Source organism: Vibrio sp. 1F253 (assembly GCF_041439295.1).
Taxonomy (GTDB): Bacteria; Pseudomonadota; Gammaproteobacteria; order Enterobacterales; family Vibrionaceae; genus Vibrio; species Vibrio tasmaniensis_A.
On record NZ_JBGONU010000062.1, the window covers coordinates 1 to 23083 of the forward strand.

Annotated in this window: 28 protein-coding genes and 1 pseudogene; 22 read left to right on the plus strand and 7 right to left on the minus strand. The window is 43.4% G+C overall.

Annotated elements, in window-relative coordinates; all coding sequences use genetic code 11:
- Positions 1-167: 167 nt before the first annotated feature.
- The 10 genes from ACED28_RS20565 (at position 168) to ACED28_RS20610 (ending at position 5466) form a co-directional block, all read left to right on the plus strand.
- On the plus strand, positions 168-575 hold the full coding sequence (locus tag ACED28_RS20565; protein ID WP_371710626.1) for a bleomycin resistance protein: 408 nt from the start codon (positions 168-170) through the stop codon (positions 573-575).
- A 77-nt stretch (positions 576-652) separates the two neighbouring features.
- Entirely contained in the window at positions 653-1087 is a 435-nt protein-coding gene (locus ACED28_RS20570) for a GNAT family N-acetyltransferase (RefSeq protein WP_371703181.1), read from the plus strand.
- A gap of 89 nt (positions 1088-1176) precedes the next feature.
- Positions 1177-1533, plus strand: coding sequence for a hypothetical protein (locus ACED28_RS20575; RefSeq protein WP_009846824.1), 357 nt, complete (start codon positions 1177-1179; stop codon positions 1531-1533).
- 36 nt (positions 1534-1569) lie between these two features.
- Entirely contained in the window at positions 1570-2040 is a 471-nt protein-coding gene (locus ACED28_RS20580) for a GNAT family N-acetyltransferase (RefSeq protein WP_012604020.1), read from the plus strand.
- A gap of 49 nt (positions 2041-2089) precedes the next feature.
- Positions 2090-2704 (plus strand): LysE family translocator, encoded by a 615-nt coding sequence (locus ACED28_RS20585; RefSeq protein ID WP_012604019.1) that lies wholly within the window; start codon positions 2090-2092, stop codon positions 2702-2704.
- A gap of 110 nt (positions 2705-2814) precedes the next feature.
- Complete coding sequence (locus ACED28_RS20590) at positions 2815-3231, plus strand: VOC family protein (protein WP_371710627.1); 417 nt, start codon at positions 2815-2817, stop codon at positions 3229-3231.
- A gap of 53 nt (positions 3232-3284) precedes the next feature.
- Positions 3285-3866, plus strand: a complete 582-nt coding sequence (locus tag ACED28_RS20595; protein WP_371710628.1) for an HD domain-containing protein — start codon at positions 3285-3287, stop codon at positions 3864-3866.
- 121 nt (positions 3867-3987) lie between these two features.
- A complete protein-coding gene (locus tag ACED28_RS20600) occupies positions 3988-4380 on the plus strand; it encodes a hypothetical protein (protein ID WP_102248895.1) in 393 nt (130 codons plus the stop codon).
- A 188-nt stretch (positions 4381-4568) separates the two neighbouring features.
- Positions 4569-4826 (plus strand): hypothetical protein, encoded by a 258-nt coding sequence (locus tag ACED28_RS20605; RefSeq protein ID WP_371710629.1) that lies wholly within the window; start codon positions 4569-4571, stop codon positions 4824-4826.
- A gap of 181 nt (positions 4827-5007) precedes the next feature.
- Positions 5008-5466, plus strand: coding sequence for a DUF302 domain-containing protein (locus tag ACED28_RS20610; protein ID WP_009846817.1), 459 nt, complete (start codon positions 5008-5010; stop codon positions 5464-5466).
- 182 nt (positions 5467-5648) lie between these two features.
- On the opposite strand, the gene ACED28_RS20615 is transcribed toward ACED28_RS20610, so the two are convergent.
- The gene (locus ACED28_RS20615) at positions 5649-5981 is read right to left on the minus strand and encodes a PBPRA1643 family SWIM/SEC-C metal-binding motif protein (RefSeq protein ID WP_371710630.1); all 333 of its coding nucleotides are present in this window, start codon (positions 5979-5981) and stop codon (positions 5649-5651) included.
- Positions 5982-6246: 265 nt separating this feature from the next.
- Between ACED28_RS20615 and ACED28_RS20620 the strand changes: the two genes are divergently transcribed.
- From ACED28_RS20620 to catB, 4 genes are all read left to right on the plus strand, one after another.
- A complete protein-coding gene (locus tag ACED28_RS20620; RefSeq protein WP_371710631.1) occupies positions 6247-6963 on the plus strand; it encodes an HAD family hydrolase in 717 nt (238 codons plus the stop codon).
- Positions 6964-7051: 88 nt separating this feature from the next.
- On the plus strand, positions 7052-7435 hold the full coding sequence (locus ACED28_RS20625; RefSeq protein WP_371710632.1) for a nuclear transport factor 2 family protein: 384 nt from the start codon (positions 7052-7054) through the stop codon (positions 7433-7435).
- A gap of 71 nt (positions 7436-7506) precedes the next feature.
- Positions 7507-8238, plus strand: a complete 732-nt coding sequence (locus ACED28_RS20630) for a glucose 1-dehydrogenase (RefSeq protein WP_009846813.1) — start codon at positions 7507-7509, stop codon at positions 8236-8238.
- Between the two features lie 93 nt (positions 8239-8331).
- The gene (gene catB, locus ACED28_RS20635) at positions 8332-8958 is read left to right on the plus strand and encodes a type B chloramphenicol O-acetyltransferase (RefSeq protein WP_371710633.1); all 627 of its coding nucleotides are present in this window, start codon (positions 8332-8334) and stop codon (positions 8956-8958) included.
- Between the two features lie 79 nt (positions 8959-9037).
- Here the strand turns inward: catB and ACED28_RS20640 are convergent, their stop codons facing one another.
- Positions 9038-9403, minus strand: a complete 366-nt coding sequence (locus ACED28_RS20640) for a cytochrome c (protein WP_371710634.1) — start codon at positions 9401-9403, stop codon at positions 9038-9040.
- A gap of 220 nt (positions 9404-9623) precedes the next feature.
- Between ACED28_RS20640 and ACED28_RS20645 the strand changes: the two genes are divergently transcribed.
- Genes ACED28_RS20645 through ACED28_RS20655 form a run of 3 tightly spaced genes read left to right on the plus strand, consistent with a single transcriptional unit; the run spans position 9624 to position 10615 of the window.
- Positions 9624-9875, plus strand: coding sequence for a Rho-binding antiterminator (locus ACED28_RS20645; protein WP_004733849.1), 252 nt, complete (start codon positions 9624-9626; stop codon positions 9873-9875).
- Between the two features lie 8 nt (positions 9876-9883).
- Positions 9884-10117: a hypothetical protein gene (locus ACED28_RS20650; protein WP_004733848.1), complete on the plus strand. Its 234-nt coding sequence runs from the start codon at positions 9884-9886 to the stop codon at positions 10115-10117.
- 48 nt (positions 10118-10165) lie between these two features.
- Positions 10166-10615 (plus strand): GyrI-like domain-containing protein, encoded by a 450-nt coding sequence (locus tag ACED28_RS20655; RefSeq protein ID WP_009846810.1) that lies wholly within the window; start codon positions 10166-10168, stop codon positions 10613-10615.
- 150 nt (positions 10616-10765) lie between these two features.
- Here ACED28_RS20655 and gltS read toward each other — a convergent pair.
- From gltS to ACED28_RS20670, 3 genes and pseudogenes are all read right to left on the minus strand, one after another.
- Positions 10766-11988: pseudogene (gene gltS / locus ACED28_RS20660) on the minus strand (sodium/glutamate symporter).
- Between the two features lie 76 nt (positions 11989-12064).
- Positions 12065-13438 carry a patatin-like phospholipase family protein gene (locus tag ACED28_RS20665; RefSeq protein ID WP_371710635.1) on the minus strand — a complete coding sequence of 458 codons (1374 nt, stop codon included), beginning with the start codon at positions 13436-13438 and terminating at the stop codon, positions 12065-12067.
- 205 nt (positions 13439-13643) lie between these two features.
- Positions 13644-14303, minus strand: a complete 660-nt coding sequence (locus ACED28_RS20670) for a glutathione S-transferase (RefSeq protein ID WP_122046597.1) — start codon at positions 14301-14303, stop codon at positions 13644-13646.
- A gap of 104 nt (positions 14304-14407) precedes the next feature.
- Between ACED28_RS20670 and ACED28_RS20675 the strand changes: the two genes are divergently transcribed.
- Positions 14408-16663 (plus strand): peptidase U32 family protein, encoded by a 2256-nt coding sequence (locus tag ACED28_RS20675; RefSeq protein ID WP_371710636.1) that lies wholly within the window; start codon positions 14408-14410, stop codon positions 16661-16663.
- A 153-nt stretch (positions 16664-16816) separates the two neighbouring features.
- Here ACED28_RS20675 and ACED28_RS20680 read toward each other — a convergent pair whose 3' ends face one another.
- Together ACED28_RS20680 and ACED28_RS20685 are read right to left on the minus strand one after the other, a co-directional pair.
- Entirely contained in the window at positions 16817-17281 is a 465-nt protein-coding gene (locus ACED28_RS20680) for a thioesterase family protein (RefSeq protein ID WP_009846805.1), read from the minus strand.
- A gap of 198 nt (positions 17282-17479) precedes the next feature.
- Positions 17480-19315 carry an ABC transporter ATP-binding protein/permease gene (locus ACED28_RS20685; RefSeq protein ID WP_371710637.1) on the minus strand — a complete coding sequence of 612 codons (1836 nt, stop codon included), beginning with the start codon at positions 19313-19315 and terminating at the stop codon, positions 17480-17482.
- Between the two features lie 542 nt (positions 19316-19857).
- Here ACED28_RS20685 and artP point away from each other — a divergent pair.
- The 4 genes from artP (at position 19858) to artM (ending at position 22788) form a co-directional block, all read left to right on the plus strand.
- Positions 19858-20586, plus strand: coding sequence for an arginine ABC transporter ATP-binding protein ArtP (artP, locus tag ACED28_RS20690; RefSeq protein WP_009846803.1), 729 nt, complete (start codon positions 19858-19860; stop codon positions 20584-20586).
- Between the two features lie 103 nt (positions 20587-20689).
- On the plus strand, positions 20690-21433 hold the full coding sequence (locus ACED28_RS20695) for a lysine/arginine/ornithine ABC transporter substrate-binding protein (protein ID WP_371695509.1): 744 nt from the start codon (positions 20690-20692) through the stop codon (positions 21431-21433).
- A gap of 3 nt (positions 21434-21436) precedes the next feature.
- Entirely contained in the window at positions 21437-22123 is a 687-nt protein-coding gene (gene artQ / locus ACED28_RS20700) for an arginine ABC transporter permease ArtQ (RefSeq protein ID WP_371710638.1), read from the plus strand.
- The gene (gene artM, locus ACED28_RS20705; RefSeq protein WP_371710639.1) at positions 22120-22788 is read left to right on the plus strand and encodes an arginine ABC transporter permease ArtM; all 669 of its coding nucleotides are present in this window, start codon (positions 22120-22122) and stop codon (positions 22786-22788) included. The genes artQ and artM overlap by 4 nt, the downstream gene beginning before the upstream one ends.
- Positions 22789-23083 lie beyond the last annotated feature (295 nt).

Below are 23083 nucleotides of genomic sequence, written 5' to 3' on the forward strand. Positions count from 1 at the left end.
TCATTAGTGATTGTACTCACTTAACTCAGTGTCCAAAACTGCTGGTGCGGATCAGCCATTGTTTCTTCCTCTGACGAATCTGTTGAGCGATCCGGTCATCCTTGGGAAGCTAGCGCAGTAAAACAGATTCTCCTCATATCTTTAATTGAATGACTAAAGGATCAATGATGACATTACGAGTAGTTCCTGAGCTTTATTGTTTCGATATTAATGTGAGCCAATCCTTCTTTGTCGATGTGTTGGGATTTGAAGTGAAATACGAGCGCCCAGATGAAGAGTTTGTTTATCTAACGCTTGATGGTGTTGATGTGATGCTTGAAGGGATTGCGGGCAAAAGTCGAAAATGGCTTTCAGGTGACCTGGAATTTCCTTTAGGGCGTGGCGTTAACTTTCAATGGGATGTTATCGATATCGAACCACTTTATCAGAGAGTTAACGAAAGCGCCGCTGATTCTATTTACTTAGCGTTAGAGTCGAAGTCTTATCAATGTGGGGGTTCGATCGCGATTCAGAAGCAGTTCATCGTTCAAACTCCAGATGGTTATCTCTTTAGGTTCTGCCAAGATATTCGTTAACACATAAGTATTATTAGCTACTCATTTATTACGAGAAACACGGCTAACTAAGTACCCGTATAAACAAGGAGAGTAGAGTGGTCAACATTCGGGAAATGGACATTTCAGACTACGACTCAGTGATCGCGTTGTGGTGCCAGACAGAAGGCATGAGTATTCGCGATGCCGATTCGAAAGAAAGCATTGCGAGCTATTTAGATCGTAACCCTGGTCTGAGTTTTGTGGCTGAAAATAACAACGAGATCATTGGCGCTGTGTTAGTCGGAACGGATGGACGTCGTGGGTATTTACAACACTTAGCTGTCTTGGCCAACTTCAGAGGGCACAAGTTAGGTTGTAAGCTTGTCGCAGAGGCGGTCAACGCCCTTGCAGGGTTAGGCATCCCGAAGACCCACTTGTTTGTCTATAACGACAACATCAATGCTCAACAGTTTTACGAAAAGTTGGGCTGGTTTCCTCGCGATGAAGTTCGAATGTACTCGTTTAATAGCTCGGATAATAGTAACGTTTAGCCTTAAAGGTTCGCGCTGGCTGAGCTTTAATTTGTAACAGATTCGCGCCCATCTTCCCAATATCAAAACAATCCTTGGAGTATTTAGGAATGTTGTTTTTTAGTCTGTCTAAACCATTGATTCAAGGCTCCGAGTTATGTTCTGAGCTGCTCAATTTCTTAACCGAGCATAAGAGTGATTTCGAAGAAAAGTTGATCCCAGACCTGTCATACATCGATGATATGGCACACGTGGTGGACGGTATTAAAATCAAAGACGTTCTACACATCAATGCGAATCAATACCGCCTTCAATATTCGTTTGATTGGGAGCTGTTTCTAGGTTGTTCAGATAGGAACGAAACTGGTGTCGAGAATGGAAGCGTTCTATTCACACTTGAGGATGATAACGTTCTTAATATCAACTTCCCAAACTACGGTTCTCGAGACACTAGCGATGAGCTCTAGTCGGTTTTTCGTGCGTGTTATACAGAAGGAACAACAATGATAACTATTGAAAGGCTTCAAGAATCACATGTGGCGTTAGTTCAGGCCATCCAACTCGCCGATGAACAGGTTAAGTTCGCTGGTACAGCTGCAGAGTTTTTATTAGACGGCAGTGAAACGACGCACTTGCACGTGATTAAGTCTGATAACGAAGTTGTTGGTTTCTTTAAGCTGGATATCGCTTGCGCAGAGCACTACGAATTCTGCCCTGAAGGAAGTATTGGCTTAAGAGCTTTTGTGCTTGATAAAAACCAGCAAGGTAAAGGTTTAGGAACGGGCACGGTCAAAGCTTTGTTTCCATATTTAAAAGCGAATTACTCAGCGTATGAGTTGATTTACTTAACCGTGAATTGCAAAAATCCCGCAGCATTCAACTGTTATAAGAAAGGCGGCTTCGAAGATACCAATGAACAGTATTTAGGTGGCGCAGCAGGCCCGCAATTTATCATGCGCGGTCAAATCGTTTAGTCACATAAATAGGTTAATTGTCGAACGACAAACGATCTAGGGAGGGATCATGTCAATTACATCAGGAATAGCTCTATTTGTTGCGATGTTACTATCTGCAGCCATACCGGGACCCAGCGTTCTCGCAGTTCTGTCGAGGTCTCTAAGCTTTGGTTGGAAACAAGGCTTGTTAGTGGTGCTTGGCGTACTAATCGCGGATTACATTTTTATATTCTTAGCTTTGTCTGGTTTATCAGCTTTAGCTAGCGCAATGGGTGAATTTGCTACGGTAATTAAATATGTAGGCGTTACCTATTTGTTTTGGTTGGCGTACACAACATGGACGTCAGATGTTAGTGAATCATCGAGTACATCTTCGGAGCAAGGAACGAAAGCCTCAAGCGTGACTATCGGCTTATTGATGACAGTTTCAAACCCAAAGGCGATTTTGTTTTACATGGGTTTCTTTCCCGCATTCATAGACCTAAAAACATTTACCACAACAGATGTGATGATGATTTTGGTGATTTCAACTGTAGCTGTAGGTGGAGTATTGAGTCTCTATGCTTGCACTGCCTCTAAAGCTCGTTTTGTATTTCAAGGGCGCTCAGCAAAGATGCTATTGAACAGGTTATCAGGTGGCTTTTTGGCGACTTGCGGTGCTTTGCTAGCAACTAAAACATGAGTACTCTTAGGACTGTTTTAACCATAACACCAAACTAAGTGTTAACACCTAGTGTCTTTGCCTGCTTCATGGCATCATTCCACGTAGCTAAAACCCCAACAAGGTATGTTATGAAACAGAATATTGTCCACATTGCACTCGTGGTAAAAGACTACGATGAAGCGCTTGATTTTTATGTAAACAAGCTTAAGTTTGATCTCATCGAAGACACGTATTTACCAGAAGAAGATAAACGCTGGGTTGTTGTTGCTCCATCAAATTCAACCGGTGTGAGCCTGTTACTTGCTAGAGCTTCCAAGCCAGAGCAACACGATTTCATCGGTAACCAAGCTGGTGGACGCGTATTCCTATTCTTAAACACCGATGACTTCTGGCGTGATTACGAACACATGACGTCTTTGGGCATTAACTTTGTCCGAGAGCCTAAAGAGCAAGGTTACGGTACCGTTGCTGTGTTTGAAGATCTTTACGGTAACTTGTGGGATCTGCTTCAGTTAAACCCTGAACACCCTATGGCTAACAGGTAGATAAGCTAAGGCTCATTCGTGTGTTGCTCAAGCTCAATTAAAGGAAGCTCATCGTGGAAGAAATCAAAGGCATTCTAAAATTCATGGTCGAAATTGAACAATTAAAGGATGTTCATCGACAGACAAAACCAGTTGGATTGGATCGATATGAAAACTCCGCCGAACACAGTTGGCACGTCTGTTTGAGCGCTCTTATGTTGAAAGATTATGCCAATGAAGAAATCGATATTACGCGAGTGATGAAGATGTTGCTGATTCATGACCTTGGGGAAATCGATGCAGGAGACACCATCATTTATGCCAGTGAGACCGAAGAAAATAAGCTCAAAGAGAGAAACTGCGTTGAGCGCTTGCTGAAATCATTGCCGAGCCATTCAAGAAGCGAGTATTTGGAATTATGGCTCGAGTTTGAAGCGGGTGAGTCACCGGAAGCCAAGTTTGGTAAGGCGATCGATAGAGTGCCGCCTTTGCTTCATAACATCCATGGTGGGGGTCATAGCTGGAAAAAGCACAACATATCTAAAGATAAAGTACTGACCTTTAATGGCGAGCGTATTTCTAAAGGCAGTCGTGCTCTATGGAAAGAACTAGAAGTGCAGCTTGAAGGTGCTGCGGACAAAGGGTTGTTAAAGTAAAAGTTAGCTATCTTGCCAAGTAATGGCAAACAAGTTTCACCTAACAACGTTTAAATTAAACCCGGGAATTCATAGTGTTACTTCAGAGTAGCAAGCCCATTGTTGAAGGAATAAGAACCACATGAAAACCACTGCTTTAGCTGTATTGTTACTTGGCGTTTCCGGTTGTGTATTTGCAACCGATAACAATATTGAAGCTATCGATTACCAAGTGTCGATCACTGTCGAGGATTCTGAATCAAAACTCAACTTCCCAACCTTTAAGTTCGACTCTTTCGGACAGGAAGTCTCATCTCAAACTGAAGAATGCATTTATTCGGGTGTTCTTTCTAAGCATGAAGCTAACGCTATTCTACTGGAAGCCAAAATGTCATGCGATTATGAAAATGGAGAGTCTAGCGGACAGATGCCTGTTTTTATTCTTGATAAAGAGGGTGGAGAAGCAAGTATCGAGCTCGGAGAAGATGAAGCAAACCTGTGGAAATACACGGTTCTAATTAAAGCGCTTAACTAAATTTCAAACGATACACGGTTACTCTTTTTGTTCTGCGCAATGCCAATAAAAGTAGATACATGGCACATGGTATTATCTCGTGTCTCATTTCTTTCTAATAAAACTCTAAAGGACAACAATGAGTTCGAGAACCGAGTGATAAGTTGTTAGTATTCATCAACTTTATAAATGTTAGATGGCTTATATAAATGCTTGATAATAAATATATTAAACACCCTTATCACTGTGAGCAGTGCAACGCACTTACCCCGCACCTTGCTGTTAACGCTTCCGATGCTCAATCTAAAGCGGAAGCTGAATCTGAAAAGAAACAATGGAAACTAGGCGTGTTGATGGAGTACCTGATGACGTTATTGTGTAAAGGTGACCATAATGTTCCCGGTTTTTATGTCGACAGTGATTACGAATACCAGTGTGAAAAGTGTGGGACTAAGTCGTGGCACTGATCATGTGTTTAGCTTTTGAAACAATTCCTATCTCAACTGCTGATAATAAGACGCATTAGAAAAGTGATCCTCTCTGCAAATTGAGAATGGAAACGTGTCTATACTGACATGGGTTACGTCGCTGATTTTAGAAGTGGCGCTACGAATGTAAGTTTGATTAGGTTAAATCTCAGAGGTGACGATGAAAAAATTACTACCACTATGCGCCATTTTACTCTCGGCATCATTTTCAGCTACGGCTTCTGATGGTTTGATTAAATATCAAAGTAATTACTCAGTGAAAGAGACCGCTGACCGCTTTGAAGAAATCGCCAAAAGCAAAGGATTGACCTTGTTTGCGAGAATCGACCATCAGAAAAACGCGAGTAAGGTCGATCTTGAATTGAGACCAACGGAAGTCATCATCTTTGGTAACCCGAAAGTAGGGACACCATTAATGCAATGTGCTCAAGAAGTCGCGATAGATTTACCGCAGAAGGTGTTAGTCACGGAAGATTCCAATAAGAAAGTATGGTTGTCTTACAACGATCCTAATTACTTGGTAGAGCGTCACGCGATCAATGGCTGTGACAAAGTGATTCAAAAAATATCGGGTGTACTAAGTAAGTTGTCAGAAGCGACAGTGGCTAAAGCGAAATAACCCAATAGTTCACCAGCATGTTGGTTGATTTATCATGGTTGAGCAAAAGCTATTTTTCTCTAAAAGCTAATATATTTCCAAATGAGCAACTCTGGACATAAAAAAAACGGTCAGATCGTAGTGATCTGCCCGTTTTAATCAATCATCTTAATCACACTATGAGTAGCATGAATCAGAAGTGCTTATGCACAACATTTCTTGTATTTCTTACCGCTACCGCAAGAACATGGATCGTTACGGTTAGGTGTTTTTTCGAACGTCATTGTTTTTGGCTTGTTTAGCAACGTGTCGAACTCAAGTGTGTTTTCTTCTTTCTCTGCATTCACAGATACAGTCACGAAGATTGAATGTTCAGCAGCGATTGCTTCAACTTCAGTTTTGCGAGCGTCAGTTTGAACCGTTACATTGACTGGTGACTCTTCAGTACCCACTTTAACATCGCGGTTTACGTTGTAGCCTGCAAGAACGTGATTTTGTCTTGTTTCAATACGGCCTTTGAAAAATAGTTTCGACATTGGGTACTCATTAAAATTTTGGATGACGCTCTTCCAATGCTGGATAGCGTTATAGAGCGGGGGATTATACTGATATATTGCAATTGATAAAGCGGTTATGTGAGCAAAGCTTGTTTAGTTATTCTTTTATAACGATTCTACGCTCCGCGACCTCTCAATTTTTTGCTTGCTCTGGGTTATCTTTCAAATTAGAGACAATAAAGTTATTCTCAATAGGGGGTAGAGTGATAAATTGATATGGCCAATTTAAACAAAGAGATAGTGTATGAAATTAGATGCCATACTGTGGGATTATGACGGAACTTTAGTCAATTCAGTTCCAAAAAATATCGCAATAACCAAAGACATTATCTCTGTGGTCGCACCACATTTGTCAGGTGATAATTTACCCAGATATTTGTTGAGTGAAGCGCTCTATCACGAAGCCAACCACGGTGCTAAAAACTGGCAAGCCTTGTATGTTGACTATTATGGGATGTCTCATGATGAAATGTTGATCGCTGGTGGTATGTGGGCAGAGCATCAAGAGCAAAATCAAACTCCCGTAGCCTTGTTTGAGGGAATGGAAACCGTGATCAGTCAGTTCGCGCACCTTCCTCATGGGATTTGCTCGCAAAACTCTCAATTGAATATTCGAACTGTACTCGATAGCTACGGTATCGGTGAGGTGTTTAAGTCAGTTGTTGGCTATGACGATGTATCGAATGGTAATCAAAAACCGCATCCGTTTGGCGGCATGAAGTGTGTTGAGAACATATTTGGTGAAGCTCAATCTAAAGAACTGTGTTTGATGTATATCGGTGACCATGAAGCGGATACACAGTTTGCTCGCAATATTGAAGTAGCACTGGGTAAGAACGCAAAAGTGATCGCGGTAGCTGCGGGTTATAGCCGTTCTGAACCTGAAAATTGGCAAACCAAGCCGGACTACATTGCTAACAGTGTCGATGATCTTTTAACGATCATCGGTAAGTATGCATAGAAAGTTAAGTACGTATAGAAAGCTAACGTACACATAACGAAGCAGACGTTTAAAAATCACCACACGTAAATGACTTTAAGGAAGAATAATGACACCAAAACAAGTGGTATTAGGTTTTTGGGATGCAATGCGCAGTAATGATTTTGCCAAGGCAAGCGAATGGCTAGCGGAAGATTTTGAAGGCTATTGGCCTCAGTCGTCTGAATTGACGGTAGGGCGCGACAACTTCACGGCAATCAATGCTGAATACCCAGCCAATGGTGTTTGGGAGTTCACGCTCAATTCAATTGTCTGTGAAGGTGATACGGTAGTAACGGACGTTTCGGTTACAGACAGTGTGTTGAAGGGCCGAGTGATCACCTTTCACACGGTTGTAGATGGCTTAATTCAAAAGCAAACTGAGTTTTGGCCAGACCCATTCGAAGCGCCGGCTTGGCGATCGCAGTGGGTTCAGGTTGTGTCGAGCAATTAGTTGGTATCGACACGATCAGTTTGTCACGAACAACCAGGTTGCACAGAATAAGTAAACATTAGGAGGTTTCATTGAACAAGGTAGTGATTGTAACCGGCGGAAGCCGAGGCATTGGCGCAGCGACGTCTAAATTGTTGGCCAGTAAAGGCTATGCTGTATGCGTTAACTTCATACACAATGAGTCGCGAGCTGAAGATCTAGTGAACGAGATTCGCGAACAAGGCGGAACCGCCATAAGCGTGCGGGCTGATGTGTCTGTTGAATCGGATGTGAAATCTTTGTTCGAGATTGCTCGTAACAAGCTAGGTCCAGTCACTCATTTGGTCAATAATGCCGGGATTTTGTTTACTCAGTCACCATTAGTTGACATCGAATTGGATCGCTTTGAAAAGGTGATGAAATCCAACGTATCAAGCTGCTTTCTGTGCAGTAAAGCCTTTATTAAACAAGCTGATGGCGCGGGTTCGATTGTGAATGTATCGTCTGCCGCTTCTCGCACAGGTGCGCCGTTTGAGTATGTGGATTACGCAGCATCCAAAGGTGCGATGGATTCACTCACTAAAGGCTTATCGCTTGAATTGGCTTCACGTAATATCCGAGTGAATGGCGTAAGGCCAGGTTGTATTTATACTGAGATGCACGCAGATGGCGGAGAGCCTGATCGCGTAGACAGACTCGCTTCGCAGCTACCGTTACAACGAGGCGGCACACCAGAAGAGGTGGCTAACTCTATCGCATGGTTATTATCAGACGAAGCTTCGTATGTAACCGGTTCGTTTATTGATATTGCAGGCGGTCGTTAGGGCACGTTGGCATTTACACTAAGATAAACCTGTTAAAACCATAAACACGCAACAAAAGTACCTAATTAAAAGAACGAAACTAAGAGTACAAACATGAAAAACTATTTTGAGAGCCCGTTTGTCGGAAAGTCACTGAAAGAACAAGTGACCAACCCAAACATCATCGTGGGCGAACATAGCTACTATTCAGGTTATTACCACAATCACAGCTTTGATGATTGTGCGCGTTATCTGCTGCCTGATAGAACAGACATCGACAAGTTGATCATCGGCAGTTATTGCTCGATTGGTTCAGGTGCCGTATTTATGATGGCGGGAAACCAAGGCCACCAAAATCAGTGGGTCAGCACTTTCCCGTTTTTCTATCAAGACGACGAGAAGTTTGAAGATGCGATAGACGGCTTTGAACGCTCTGGCGATACTGTGATTGGTAATGATGTGTGGATCGGTACAGAAGCGATGATCATGAGTGGTGTTAAGGTTGGTGACGGGGCGATTATCGCGAGTAGAGCGGTTGTGACCAAAGATGTAGCGCCATACTCGATTGTCGGTTCAAACCCTGCACGTCATATCCGTTATCGATTCGATGACACTGAGATTGCTCAGTTGTTAGAAATGAAATGGTGGGAGTGGAGCGAAGAACAGATCAAAGGCGCGATGTCGTTGATGTGCTCTTCAGATATCAACGGGCTTTATCATTATTGGAAAGCGATCAAGTAATCGCAGTCCCCGATATAGCCACGCGTGACAATGTAGCCCCTCATGGTGTTTATACAAGAATGCTCAAACAAGTGAAAATTTACTGAATTGAATCTACATACCACAAGACATCTAACGCGTCTTGCTTTGTGATAACACCTTGCCATGCTGGCATACCTTGTTCTACGTTACCTTCTAAAATGTCATCCGCCAAAGAACTTGGACTGGTAAAAAAGCCGCCTAGTTTATTAGCGATATTGGCGGGCTTGTGTGGCAATGAAGCGGCAGTGGGGCCATCACCGTGTCCTTTGTCGCCATGACACACCCGACAAAGCTGCGTGTATTTGGCTTTGCCATTGGCAAAGTGCCTCGCATCGATTTCTGAGGCGGCACTTGCATTAAACGTCATCATTGAAGCGACTAAGCCTAAAAAAGCTAACACGTGTAAATGGTTCATGGTTTTCATTGTTTTGTTCTCGATTATTATTTAACAATGAAAGAATAAGCAGGCGTGAGTAGAAGAAACGTGAATGGGTTAAGCTGGATTAAGCTAAGTTTAGAAGTAGGTTTAGAAGCAAGTTTAGTTTCGGACGAACATCAATGTGATTTGGGTAAATGATTGATTATATGCATATTGCATAGTATGGCGTGTCGCATTAGCGTGGTGGATGAATTGGAGGGGTATTATGATTAGTTGCAACGATTACGATTATATTGAGATTGTGTGTATGCACCGATACCCAATCAAATTAACGCTGAAGTCTGGCGAGCAGATTGAATGTGTCGGATTAGATACTCAACGCAATGATAGCCGTGAAGAGTGCATTAAGGTCAGTATTCAAGGTGTAGAACAACTTGTCGTACTCACTGATCTTTCCACACTAGAAGTCTGTGTCGACAATCCTCATTTTCAGCAAATTTCATTCAAAACGTCATAGGCTTTCAAATGAATAACACCATAGAACAATGCTATTGCACCGCGTGCAGAGAAGACACACAACACGTTGTTGTGTTGGTCAGAAAGACCAGTGCGTTTGCAGACAAACCTAACCAAAAGCGAAGCGAGTTTTGGGCAGGCATGATAAAAGGTTGGTTCCTTGGCCCGTTTATCGCGTCAATGGATGAGTTTTCTCGTCATCTTGTCTGTGAAAAGTGTGGCCACAAAGAGATACAAGATTAGTTAAGATTTTACATAGTTAAAACGTCGATTGGCTTAGGAATAAAACGAATGAAAGTAGAAACGATTGAAGCCGTAAAGGCGTACGGGTTTTCAGTAAGAACCACTAATACCGATGAGATTGATCCAACAAAAGCAAAGATAGGTCAATTATGGCAAGGTTTTTTCGATCAAGCTTTTCCTAAGCTGACACCAGATTCAAAAGTGTATGGTGTCTACACCAATTACCAATCGGATTTTACTGGTGAGTTTGATGTTATTGCATGTACCAATGCACTTACCGATAACAATTTAGATGACCTAGTCGAAACCGAAATTGAAGCAGGTAAATATCTGACGTTTTCTGCTGAAGGTGAACTTCCTCAAGCGGTCATCGATTTATGGGGCGAAGTGTGGGCGTACTTCAACGCAGCAGATTGCCCACATGTTCGAACTTACACGACAGACTTTGAATTTTACAAAGGCGAAACTGAAGTCGAGATTTCGATAGCGATTCAATAAGCTTTGGGTAGTCGTTAGTGATAGTCAAATTGAGTCATTAGTAAAAGAGTCGCTCTGTATGAGCGGCTCTTTTTATTGGGGTATACCGCCTAAATAAATTGCGGTACACCGCTTTAACAAATTGTGGTGTACCGTCTTAACAAAGGTCAGCTACATCATTCTCATGAAGTAAGGAATAATCAGTGCGTTCGCTAAATCAATGAAGAACGCGCATACCAATGGCACGATGATGAAGGCTTGTGCTGAATGCCCATATTTCTGACTTACTGCCGACATGTTTGCCATGGCTGTAGGTGTTGAACCTAACGAAATCCCTCCAAACCCAGCACATACAACGGCTGCATCATAGGTCTTACCCATTGATGGGAACACGATGAAGATATTGATTATCACGGCTAGTAGCAGCTGCATTGCCAATATCGCGAAGATAGGACCCGCCAAATCAATGAGCGTCCAAAGTTGCATGCTCATTAGTGACATCGCCAAAAATGTACCCAAGGATATTTCAGCAATTAAGTCGATAGCAGGCGAGCGTGTTGGCCATTTAGTGCCTGATATTCTTGGGTATGACTCTGGCATTACGTTGGTGATCACGATACCTGCAAATAAACACGATACGAACAGTGGAAGCTGTAACCCGGTTTGACTGATCAATTCATTAAGCAACGCGCCGACAATGACACAAATATGAATCGCTAACACGGCGTCTAAAAATTGAAATGATGTAAGAGCTTGGTGTTGTTTTTTTGCATTTGAATCGATTGAGTTTGATTGCCCGTCAGCAGGTTTGAGGTTGTGACGTTTGATGAGAAACTTCGCAATAGGCCCCCCATCAGGCTGGCTAAAATCAGCCCGAATGTTGCACTGGCGATACCTATTTCCATCGCGCTTTCTAGGCCGAACTCTTCTGCAACCTTGGGTGCCCAAGCAATCGCGGTACCATGCCCGCCAATCAGTGAAATACTTCCGCTGAGTAGGCCAAAGACAGGCTCTAGGCCAAACATTGATGCGACAGAAATACCGACGATGTTCTGCATAATCATGAAGAAGATAGTGATTGCTAGCAAAATCACCAAGGGCTTTCCGCCTTTAAACAGGTCTTTCAAACTTGAGTTAATACCAATCGTGGTAAAGAAGTAGACCAATAATACATCGCGGGCAAACAGATCAAACTGCACTTCGATTGAGGTCGTCGCGTAAAGCGCCGCGAACAGGAGTGATGCCAAAATCCCGCCAGAGACAGGTTCAGGAATACTAAACTCTTTCAAAAAACCGATGACCTGGTTAAGCCTTCGACCGATAAATAGAACCACGATCCCCATGGTCACTGCAAAGAATGACCCGAGATGTAAGATGTTGTTTTCAAATTCCATAGTGATCCTTGTAAAGGTGAAGTTATGACGTAACTTTAGTTGCCCAACCGTGCGTTAATAAGCAACTAGATTAGCATTATTTGTTGCGTTCAAATGATAAAAAGTTTCGGAATTCCGGATCGGCAACAAGTTGTTTGTTACCTTCTTCAATCAATAGATCGACGTTTTCTTTGTCTATCATAAAGTCCGTCGGAATTTGATTGAGCAAATATCGCTTGGCGCTGTTGTCTGATTTATTTAAGCTGATCTCAATGAAGTAGGGTGAAACCTTACGACCTTGATGAGAGGCCAGTTCTTGCCAAGATTGCAACTCGTCAACGATCAAATCTTTTGTTGTATCGTTGTAGCGATGCAACTGTATATCGGTGATGACATCCACCGTTTGTTTCATGGAAGGTGCTTCAATCGACTCTCCAATGCCAGATTCTGGCGTCGTCGATGCATCAACCGAAATGATGACAATAGGGCGCGCGTGTTGGTTGTCGTACAAGTTTTTCAACTCTTCGTTGTCGTTGTAACGCAAGTATTCAGACATCTCATATACCGATAGCAAACCGAGGTTGTCAGTAATTCCGCCATCCACAAGGTGGAGATAACTCACATCATCCTTATTGCTATATGACTTTAACGACTTGATCAGATTTCGGTTGCGGTAACTTGTGGCCTCAAACGAGGGTTGTAAATGCTCTGATTTATCACAGTCATTTTTGTTTTCTAGTACCACAGGTGTGAAAACGAAAGGCACAGCAGAAGAAGCCGTCACCGAACTGGACACTGAATAGCTGTTCAAGTCTGAACATATGAGGTCAAAATACTCTTGTGTGAATGAAAAACGCGAACCCGTTGAAATGTCGGTCGCGTTAATAACAATGTAGGGTGCATCTTCTCGGTGCATGTCGGCAAATGTACTTTCACCGAAGATGTTGGCTTTGTAATAGTCGGTGGCTTTGTCTGTTCTGGTGGCGTACGAGAACCAATAAGTCGGAGATAAAAGGATGGAGAACAGATCTTTTGAGACTTCGTGATAAAGGAACGTTTCTTCGTAATCTTCGAATATCTGGTCACCATACAAACCATAATACGCGGCGGTAAAGCTGCCACCGGATACCGAACTGATCATATCAACTTCTTCTAACAGATTGACCGTTTCACCATTTACTTGGATGTTGGTGTCGCGCAATGCTTGCAACACACCATATGAGAGCGCAGCCGCTCGTGTGCCGCCACCAGAAAAAGAGAGGATCAACGTAACTTTGCTATTGGGTTTATTGAAGCTTTTCGCCGTGTAGGTTTGATTCTGCTGCGCAGCAGATGGGCTTGTGTTGGTTGCTTTGTTTTTCGCGCTACAGCCTGAAAGGGCAAGCGAGAAGGCCACTAACAGTGAAACTTTCGCGAACCCTTTAAAATCGGGGTTAGGTGTGTTGAATGTGTTTACTTTGTTTTTTGGCATAGCGCATTTCAAACTAACGTTGTGATTGAGTGAAATGCGATTTTCGTTGATATCTAATATGCCATCAATAGCATCGCTTGCGATTCAGTGTCACGATTTTCATAACAATAGAGAGCTGTCTATGCTTATTTAGAACTGTTTTCAGTCATCTTCGGCAATCTTCAGCAATATGGAGTTATCTCCAGCAATTCATAGCGACTTAATGCTACCCAAAAACACAATCTTGCTTGGTTTCATTCCACAAAGGGTATTGCTTCATGACTTGGGTGTAGAGCTTACTGTCGAGGTGCGCTCTTAACCAACGTCCTACGTTCTGATATTCAGATTGCACAAACCACTTCTTCTCGACTCTTACGAACTGGCTAACAAACGGCATCACAGCAAAGTCGGCGAGGCTTGGCGTTTCTCCAAAGAAATAAGGCTGATTGGTGAGTAATGCCTCTAACTTGCTGATGAATCCTTCACAGGCTTGTCTGCGTTGTTCACTATCGATGTTTCGGTAACGCACTGAAGCGCGGTATTTCTCTAAGTGACCAATGAATTCTTCATCGTTGGTTTTGATGAGTTGTTGGACTTGCTCGCTAAGTATTGGATTGCTTAAGCGCAGAAGATCTTGAGGATCGTTTTGTTGAAGCGCCCAGTTCATCACATCTAAGCTCTGTTCTATGATTTGACCATCAGGCAATACCAATACTGGAACAGTGCCTTTTGGCGAACTGGCCAATAGTTCGCTAGGCTTATCTTTGGTAACAATTTCTCGAAGTAACACTTTCTGCTGTGATAGTGCGATGCCCATCCTTCCTCGCATAGCGTAAGGGCAGCGTCTTAAAGAATAAAGGATAGGTAAATCGAATTCGTTTGGCATTATTGAGGTCATTTAGTTTGGAAAGTGTTGTTAGGTGGTAAAGAGATCGTGTTGTAGGTAGAATACGCGCCTTAAAAATTATAAGTAAGTGAGCGACTTCAAAAATGAGCAGAAAGATTGAGTTATTAGCCCCAGGTGGCGATGTCGAGGCGATTAAAGCCGCTATCGTGGCCGGTGCCAATGCGGTTTATTGTGGTTTAGACACCTTCAACGCTCGTAACAGAGCCTCTAACCTTTCGTTAGATGAGTTGAATGGTGTGATTCGCCTTGCTCATGAATATGGTTGTGAAGTGTTTCTGACTCTTAACGTTGTGCTGCTGGAGCATGAAATTAAGAGCATCACTAAACTGTTGAACCAGCTTGTGAACACTAAGCTTGATGGCATCATCGTCCAAGATCTTGGTTTGTTCGATTTGGTGAAAAAGCATTTCCCATCGTTAGATGTTCACGCATCGACTCAGTTAACGACACACAACGAAGGCCAGATTAAGTTCTTGTCTAAAATTGGCGCAACACGCGTTAACTTGTCTCGTGAATTGAACCTGCCAGAAATCAAAATGCTGACGGAAGTAGCACACGACCACGATGTTCTAACCGAAGTGTTTGTACACGGTGCTTTGTGTATCGCATTCTCTGGCCAATGTTACTCAAGCTCAGTAAGTGTGGGTAACTCAGGTAACCGTGGCCGTTGTAGCCAAGCATGTCGTGATGAATACGAAATCACTGATGCAGGAAACAAGTTTCCACTGAACCTGAAAGATAATTCAGCGTACTACGACCTACCTGAATTGGTTGACGCGAAAGTCGACTCATTGAAAGTTGAAGGCCGTATCAAAGGCGCACATTACGTATACACAGTCGTTGATACGTGGCGCAAACAGATTGATAGCTTTGTAGAAAGTGGTTTGTTGATCGAAGACGATTCAAACCTGCACAAAGTATTCAACCGTGATTTCACCAACTCTTTCCTTAAGGGCAACCTAACGAAAGACATGTTCATTGATAATCCTCGTGACAACAGCATGAACTACGCCGTTGATAAAGCGACGAAAGAGAACAATGAAATCTCAGTGGTACAAATTCAAGAAGTGACCAGCGATCTTTATGAAGCGAAAAATGCCCTAGGCAGTGAAATGCGCGACAAGATCGAGTTCCTTGATATTCGTAAAACACCGGTGTCATTGTCGTTTAGCGCTAAGGTGGGTCAACCATTTACGGTGACAGTGAACACACCAAAAGAAAACTTTACGCTTCAATCTCAATCGTTATTGGCAACAGCTAAAGAGACTGCGATTACTCAGGCGTTACTTGAAAAGCGTTTCAAATCAGTGAAGAGTGCTGTTCATACGCTTGAAAACTGTAACTACGACAACCTAGATGAAGGTCTGATTCTTCCTTTGAAAGAAGTGTCGGTCTTAAAAGACGAAATCGATTTCATCTTAAACGGTTCTGTGAAAGTGATTAAGCACGTTGAAGTGCCAGCACTGCCTCAGCAACCGAAGGTGAACGAGAAGCCAACTATGTCGATGCTTATCGCGGATGTGGAAGATTTGCACCTGTGTGACGTAACTGACGCGGATGTTTACTTCAAACTGCCTGAAAGCTTCAAGAAGCGTTGTAACAAGTACATCGATATCTTGGCAGCAAACCCACGTTTGATTCCTTGGTTCCCTGCCGTATTGATCGGCAAAGATTACGACGAAGCAGTTCGTATCCTTGAAGAGATCAAGCCAGCTCGCATCGTGACCAACAACACGGGTATTGCTTACAAAGCTTACGAGATGGGAATTGAGTGGGTTGCAGGCCCGTTCATGAACACCACAAACTCTCACGCACTGCTTACGCTGAAAGAAGAGCTGAACTGTGCTGGTGCTTTCATTTCGAACGAGATCAACAAAGGTCAGATTCGTCATATTCGCCGCCCAGAGAACTTCAAACTGTTCTACAGCATCTACCACCCAATCTTGATGATGACCAGCCGCCAGTGTTTCTTCCAAAGAACCGTGGGTTGTAACAAGCCAAGCATTGAAGCCGGTTGTATGTTGAAGTGTGAGAAAGCGACCACGATTACCAACGTGAAAGGCATCTCTTTCGCGGTTGATAAACAGAAGGGTGGCTACCCAAGCATTTACAACCACGAGCAGTTCTTAAACCATGACGCTGTAACGGATTTCTCTGGTCTGTTCGATGAGTTCTTCATTGACCTAACCAACATCGGCGCGGGTTCGAAAGAAGTACAAGACAAAGTAGAGTTGATCAAACACTTCCAAGGTTTGATTGACGGCGTTGATGGTTCACAACAGAACCTCGAGCAGATGGTTGAAGTTCGAACTAACGCTCAATATGTCCAAGGCTTATAGGGTTCAAGGTCTATAGCTTTTAAGACAAAGAGCATTCAAGGTCTATAAGTCTTAACCGCTTAAGCACTGTGAACCAATAAACAAAAGGCCACTTTGACTATATAACAATCGAGTGGCCTTTCTGTATCTGAGTATTCTGAATCAGCGAATAGGTTATTCCGTCACGGCTTCTTGTTTGAAGCATGGGCTCTTTAACGTGTTCATCTTCTCGATTTCATTGGTTAAACGCAGTGAAAGCAGCGCTTTTTGGTTTGAAGCAAAATCGAACATAACGATGGTCGCAGTGCCGATTGTCGTCAGCTTCTGTTGAGCCTTACTGACGATCGCGTATTCCATGGTGAAGCGGTCGTCTTGAATGTCTGTAACACGCGAACCGATCATCAGCGTGTCTGGATACGTGACTGGTCTGAAATATTTACAATAAGTGTCGCCAAGAACAGGGCCAACTTTGGTAATCGCCATCTCTTCCATCAGCTCGACATGCTTGAAAAAATCTAAGCGAGCCGTTTCGAAATAACGAAAATATACGGCGTTGTTAACGTGATTAAGGGCGTCCATTTCTCCCCAAGCGACAGGGATTTCTGTTACTACCGGGTAGTCAGATAATAGTGCTTCCATGCGAACTCTCTTATTGTTATCTGTGTAGTTAGTGTTATCTGGGTAATTAACGTTATCTATTTACCCTTCATCGGGATCAGTTGTTATTGGAATAAAAACCCTACCGCTAAATTAACAAAACTGCAACACGTGTGATTTAAGTTTTTGAAGCTTGAAACCACACAATGTCAGTGACTTAGTTGCACATCCACTCAATGTTCACACATTGAGGTGTTTGAATTGCAGTTCAACTAAGCGTTGGTACAATTCGCAGCTATTGATGAGCGACTGGTGGTCGCCAATGTCTACTAGCTGCCCTTTATCTAGCACCGCAATCTGGTCGGCGTGTTTAATTGTTGATAATCGATGGGCGATAATGATGGTCGTTCTGCCACGCATTAACTCTTCTAAAGCTTGTTGAACGTGATGCTCACTTTCACTGTCTAGCGCACTGGTTGCTTCGTCCAACAAGAGAATATTCGGATCTTTTAAGATGGCACGAGCGATGGCAATACGCTGACGCTGCCCGCCAGACAATCTAACGCCACGTTCACCAAGAAAGCTGTGATAGCCTTCAGGTAAGTTCTGAATGAACTCGTGCGCGTGCGCTTTTTTCGCCGCTTCGATAACTTGCTCGTCCGTTGCTTCTGGGTTCCCGTATCGAATGTTATGGAACACATCGTTGCTGAACAGAGCGGGTTGCTGAGGGACTAATGCCATCTGCTTTCTTAGCTCGTTCGGATCAAACTGATTCAGTTCAACACCGCCTAACGTTACTTTGCCTATTTGTGGGTCGTAGAAACGTTGCAGCAGTTCAAATAGGGTGGTTTTACCTGCGCCAGACGGGCCAACCAATGCCAACACTTTACCTTCATGGGCCGTTAGCGTGAGGTTGCTTGTTGCGGGCTGGTCGGGTCTTGATGGGTAACAGAAGGTCACATCATCAAAAGCGACTTCTGGTGTCACGTTATCGAGTGATGTTGGGTTTTCTACAGGCGCAACAATATGGCTTTCAACTTGTAGAATTTCAATTAATCGTTCTGTCGCACCTGCCGCACGTTGCAATTCCCCCATCACTTCAGAAATCGTACCTAATGACGAAGCGACCATAATGGCATAGAAGACAAATGCAGCCAGATCACCCGCCGACATCGTGCCGTTGATGACATCGCTGCCACCAACCCAAAGCATGCCTGCAATCGCACTGAACACGATAACAATCACACCAGAGATAAGAATCGCGCGTTGTTTTACACGTTGGCGACCAATCTCATAAGCCTTTTCTACTTCAATTGCGAACGATGCTTTCTCTTGCGCTTCTCGGCTGTAGCTTTGCACCGTTTTGATGTGTTCAATCGCTTCGCCAGCATAAGAACCCACATCAGACATCGAATCTTGGCTTTGGCGAGAGAGGGCTCTCACTCGTCGACCGTATACCAAAATCGGAATCAGGATAAACGGCACAGAGGCCAACACGATCAGCGTTAGCTTAATATTAGTCGCGAACAGCATGATGATTGCGCCAATACACATCAGCGCGCTGCGCATCGCCATAGAGAACGACGAACCTATGATGCTTTGAAGCAGAGTTGTGTCGGTTGTGATGCGCGACATGATGTCGCCACTGCCATTGGTTTCAAAGTAACTCGGGTGAAGCGTCACCACGTGATTGAAAACCGACAGGCGTATATCCGCACTTACTCGCTCACCAACAGAAGAGACCAAATAGAAGCGAAAGAAGGTGCCAATCGAGATCAGCACGACTACAACCATGATGAATTGAATCGCACTGCCTAAATCTGATAACGATTGTTGGCTGAAGCCTTGGTCGATAAGAAGGCGAATACCGTGTCCGACCGAAAGGGTTAAGCTCGCCGTGAAGATCAAAGCGATCAGCGCTGCAATCACACGGCCTTTATAGGGCTGAATAAATTTGCTGAGCTCAAATAAAATACTGAGGCTTTTCTTCTCAGGTTTGGGTTGTGGCGCTTTTTGAGTAGATCGTTGAGCCGTTCGCTGAGTAGAGTCACGCGTAGAAGAGACATCGTTTTGCATATGACTGCCTTAATGTGTTGTCGCTTTAAGAGTAGATGGCTTGTTGTTTGTACGTACTTGTCACGAATCAAGTGCTAGTCGTTCGTAAATGTTTGTTGCTTACAAGAGAAACCATTAAAGCACGCATCGCTGACTGATGCTTCCTAGGACACTCAATTTTCGGACTTTGATGCTTAGCAAGTGAGGAAATCGATACTGTTCAAAAGGAACATTAAGCATTTAGTGAGGCTTGAAATAAAGATCAAACGAGCTATTTGATTCTAATTTTTATGCATGTGAGCGTAAGCCAATAGCGAATGGAAGCTACAGGTTTTTAGATCTTGTACTGATTTTTTAATTGGAAGAGAAACGTTTGCTTTTCCCTCGATTTCAAGCTTATCAGCAACTTGTGACTTTTGGTTGTAAGACCAGTTATAGCGACTGTTTTCTGCGCAACTTTCGTTACAAAAATTCAACAAAATAGTTTTTTATACATTTTTCTTGCATAAAACCTCGAATTGAATAGAATAACCAACAAATGACAATTAATGCAGTATTGTGGCATGAGTATTCAAGTAAAGAGCATCAACAAATCATACGGTAATACCCAAGTTCTTCATGACATCAGCTTTGACTGTGAAAGTGGCGAAACCTTGGTATTGCTTGGCCCAAGCGGTGCGGGCAAGAGTTCATTACTGCGTGTATTGAACCTGTTAGAAATCGCGGACAACGGCGAATTAGACATTGCGAACGAGCAATTCGATTTTTCAAGCCAGATCCAAGAAAAGCAGGGGCTTAAACTTCGTCGTAAAGTTGGCATGGTGTTCCAACAATACAACTTGTGGCCACATATGACGGTGATGGAAAACTTAATTGAAGCTCCCACCAAAGTAGCGGGTTTAGATAAGCAAGAAGCGATTAAGCAAGCTCAAGAAGTACTAAAGACACTTCAACTTGCCGACAAAGCAGACGCTTGGCCACTTCAACTGTCTGGTGGTCAACAACAGCGTGTTGCGATTGCACGTGCGCTGATGATGAAACCGGATGTGTTGTTGTTTGATGAACCAACAGCGGCGCTTGATCCTGAGATCACCAACCAAGTTGTGAGCATTATTAAAGAGTTGAGTGGAACGGGCATTACTCAAGTGGTTGTGACACATGAAGTTGATTTCGCGAAGAAGATTGCTAGCCACGTTCTGTATCTAGAAAAAGGGTACATCGTTGAACACGGCACCAGCGATTCATTCGTTAACCCGCAGACACCCGAGTTTGCCGAGTATCTTACGCATTAAACCTAAGTTGACTCACTAGATTTAGCTAAACACAACATCGATTAAAACAATCAAATTATAAAAATGGCCACAGGTCAAAATCACACAGATTCGGAGTAACAAAATGAAAAAGATTCTACTAGCTTCACTTATCGGCCTTTCTTCTGCAGGCATGGCTGTTAATGCATCGGCACAAGACGAAATCAAATTCGCAATGGAAGCGACTTACGCACCATTCGAATACATGGACGAGAACAACCAAATCCAAGGTTTTGACGTAGACCTAGCAAACGCACTTTGTGAAGAGATGAAAGCAACTTGTACTTTTCACAACCAAGCGTTCGATAGCTTGATCCCAGCGCTTAAATTCAAACGTTACGATGCCGCTATTTCGGCAATGGACATCACTGAAGCGCGTCTTAAACAAGTAAACTTCTCTAATGCTTACTACGACAACTCTGCAGCATTCATCTCTATTGAAGGCAAAGTAGCAGACCAAGCAGCACTAGAAGGTAAGCGTGTTGGTGTTCAAAACGGTTCAACTCACCAAAGCTTCCTACTTGAGCAAATGGCTGGCGTAACAGCGGTACCTTACTCAAGCTACCAAGATGCATTCATCGACATGAAAAACGGTCGTATCGATTCAGTATTTGGTGACACAGCGGTAGTAGCGGAGTGGTTCAAAAAGCAAGACAACCTAACGTATGTTGGCGACCAAGTAACAAACCAAGAGTACTTCGGTAACGGCTTTGGTATCGCAGTAAACAAGAGCAACCAAGAACTTGTAGACCAGCTTAACGTTGCACTTACAGCAGTGAAAGCGAACGGCGAATACGACAAGATCTTTAACAAGTACTTCGGTAAGTAATTTATGGAATTAACGGGTTACTCTTTAGGGCTCGTCGAAGCAAGCTGGATGACAGTTCAGCTTGCGTTCGTAAGCCTATTGGTTGGATTGGTTCTAGCAGTTTTGTTTGCAAGTGGTGAGATGTCTCGTCGTATTGCAATCAAATGGCCAACGACTGCATTTGTGACGATTGTTCGTGGTTTACCAGAAATTCTGGTCGTACTGTTTATCTACTTTGGTTCGACACAAGTTCTGTTCATGATCACAGGCGACTTCATAGAAGTGAGCCCGTTCTTATCTGGTGTTGTTGCACTGTCACTTATTTTTGCTTCTTACGCTTCGCAAACTATTCGTGGTGCGTTGAAAGCAATAAGCAAAGGCCAGAGAGAAGCAGCAAGTGCGCTTGGTATTTCGCAATCTCATGCTTTCTTCAGAGTCGTATTGCCACAAGCTGTAAGACACGCGCTACCAGGGTTAACCAACCAATGGTTAGTGTTATTGAAAGACACAGCACTGGTTTCATTGATTGGCGTAACCGATCTATTGAAACAAGCGCAATTAACATCAGCAGCTACGCACGAAGCATTCACTTGGTACGCGACAGCAGCAGCTATCTATTTGGTCATCACTTTAATCACACAAAGATTGGTAAAAGTGATTGATGGTAAGTTCTCTATTCAAGGTTTGGGTAACAAAGGTGCAATGGCATGAATCAACAATACCTCTCCCAAATGCTTGAAGGCTTAGTGACCAGTCTTCAACTCACAGGTGCTTCATTGCTTGTTGGTTGTATCTTGTCATTGCTGATGACGGTAACGCTAATCCTAAGAATACCGGCGATTCACTGGTTAACACGTGGCATCATTACGCTATTTACCGGCACACCATTGTTGGTGCAAATCTTCTTGGTGTATTACGGCCCGGGTCAATTCGATTGGATTCGTGAAAGTTTCCTATGGACATGGCTTAGCCAACCTTGGTTCTGCGCAATGTTAGCACTCGCACTGAACACCGCGGCATACAGCACGCTACTGTTCAGAGGTGCATTTAACGCGATTCCAGCAGGGCAGTGGGAAGCATGTCGCGCATTAGGCATGGACAAAATCGAAACGCTTAAAGTGTTACTGCCATACGCACTACGTCGCGCCGTTCCAGCATACTCGAACGAAGTGATTCTAGTCTTCAAAGGCACGTCACTGGCAAGCACCATCACCATCATGGATTTGATGGGCTACGCTCAACGTATCAACGGCCAAACCTACGACACGCTCACAGTGTTCGGCATTGCTGGAGCATTCTACCTAGCAGTGAATGGTGTATTAACGCTGATCTTCCGTCAGGTAGAGAAGAAGGCCCTAGCATTCGAAGCGGCGTAAGCTAGCCACTCAAAAGCTTAACTAACGTATAAAGCCTGCCATTAATGTTCGCATAAATGGCAGGCTTTTTTGTGTTTGGGGTATGTAAGGTAGGCACTGTGTTTACGTACAGTTTAGTGAGGTTTTCGCTAAAATCATACTATATAGAAATATTCTGCATTTTGTCATTCAATGAGTTTATATATGTTTTAAGTCACTGAAATACTGTGATTAATCGTGGTAAAGTGCCGTGCATATGAAACTAGATAGAAAAATTCTATATTTAAATGCAGAATTTTTCTGTCTAAGAGCTGTT

What these genes read in the sequence shown, in the direction of transcription:
- artM (WP_371710639.1), top strand. Translation starts at nt 22,120, where the DNA reads ATGAATCAACAATACCTCTCCCAAATGCTTGAAGGCTTAGTGACCAGT.
- ACED28_RS20600 (WP_102248895.1), top strand. Translation starts at nt 3,988, where the DNA reads ATGAAAACCACTGCTTTAGCTGTATTGTTACTTGGCGTTTCCGGTTGT.
- ACED28_RS20675 (WP_371710636.1), top strand. Translation starts at nt 14,408, where the DNA reads ATGAGCAGAAAGATTGAGTTATTAGCCCCAGGTGGCGATGTCGAGGCG.
- ACED28_RS20575 (WP_009846824.1), top strand. Translation starts at nt 1,177, where the DNA reads ATGTTGTTTTTTAGTCTGTCTAAACCATTGATTCAAGGCTCCGAGTTA.
- ACED28_RS20565 (WP_371710626.1), top strand. Translation starts at nt 168, where the DNA reads ATGACATTACGAGTAGTTCCTGAGCTTTATTGTTTCGATATTAATGTG.
- artQ (WP_371710638.1), top strand. Translation starts at nt 21,437, where the DNA reads ATGGAATTAACGGGTTACTCTTTAGGGCTCGTCGAAGCAAGCTGGATG.
- ACED28_RS20685 (WP_371710637.1), bottom strand. Translation starts at nt 19,315, where the DNA reads ATGCAAAACGATGTCTCTTCTACGCGTGACTCTACTCAGCGAACGGCT.
- ACED28_RS20580 (WP_012604020.1), top strand. Translation starts at nt 1,570, where the DNA reads ATGATAACTATTGAAAGGCTTCAAGAATCACATGTGGCGTTAGTTCAG.
- ACED28_RS20665 (WP_371710635.1), bottom strand. Translation starts at nt 13,438, where the DNA reads ATGCCAAAAAACAAAGTAAACACATTCAACACACCTAACCCCGATTTT.
- ACED28_RS20605 (WP_371710629.1), top strand. Translation starts at nt 4,569, where the DNA reads ATGCTTGATAATAAATATATTAAACACCCTTATCACTGTGAGCAGTGC.
- ACED28_RS20655 (WP_009846810.1), top strand. Translation starts at nt 10,166, where the DNA reads ATGAAAGTAGAAACGATTGAAGCCGTAAAGGCGTACGGGTTTTCAGTA.
- ACED28_RS20650 (WP_004733848.1), top strand. Translation starts at nt 9,884, where the DNA reads ATGAATAACACCATAGAACAATGCTATTGCACCGCGTGCAGAGAAGAC.
- catB (WP_371710633.1), top strand. Translation starts at nt 8,332, where the DNA reads ATGAAAAACTATTTTGAGAGCCCGTTTGTCGGAAAGTCACTGAAAGAA.
- ACED28_RS20610 (WP_009846817.1), top strand. Translation starts at nt 5,008, where the DNA reads ATGAAAAAATTACTACCACTATGCGCCATTTTACTCTCGGCATCATTT.
- ACED28_RS20585 (WP_012604019.1), top strand. Translation starts at nt 2,090, where the DNA reads ATGTCAATTACATCAGGAATAGCTCTATTTGTTGCGATGTTACTATCT.
- ACED28_RS20695 (WP_371695509.1), top strand. Translation starts at nt 20,690, where the DNA reads ATGAAAAAGATTCTACTAGCTTCACTTATCGGCCTTTCTTCTGCAGGC.
- ACED28_RS20620 (WP_371710631.1), top strand. Translation starts at nt 6,247, where the DNA reads ATGAAATTAGATGCCATACTGTGGGATTATGACGGAACTTTAGTCAAT.
- ACED28_RS20590 (WP_371710627.1), top strand. Translation starts at nt 2,815, where the DNA reads ATGAAACAGAATATTGTCCACATTGCACTCGTGGTAAAAGACTACGAT.
- ACED28_RS20645 (WP_004733849.1), top strand. Translation starts at nt 9,624, where the DNA reads ATGATTAGTTGCAACGATTACGATTATATTGAGATTGTGTGTATGCAC.
- ACED28_RS20680 (WP_009846805.1), bottom strand. Translation starts at nt 17,281, where the DNA reads ATGGAAGCACTATTATCTGACTACCCGGTAGTAACAGAAATCCCTGTC.
- ACED28_RS20640 (WP_371710634.1), bottom strand. Translation starts at nt 9,403, where the DNA reads ATGAAAACCATGAACCATTTACACGTGTTAGCTTTTTTAGGCTTAGTC.
- ACED28_RS20670 (WP_122046597.1), bottom strand. Translation starts at nt 14,303, where the DNA reads ATGCCAAACGAATTCGATTTACCTATCCTTTATTCTTTAAGACGCTGC.
- ACED28_RS20615 (WP_371710630.1), bottom strand. Translation starts at nt 5,981, where the DNA reads ATGTCGAAACTATTTTTCAAAGGCCGTATTGAAACAAGACAAAATCAC.
- ACED28_RS20625 (WP_371710632.1), top strand. Translation starts at nt 7,052, where the DNA reads ATGACACCAAAACAAGTGGTATTAGGTTTTTGGGATGCAATGCGCAGT.
- artP (WP_009846803.1), top strand. Translation starts at nt 19,858, where the DNA reads ATGAGTATTCAAGTAAAGAGCATCAACAAATCATACGGTAATACCCAA.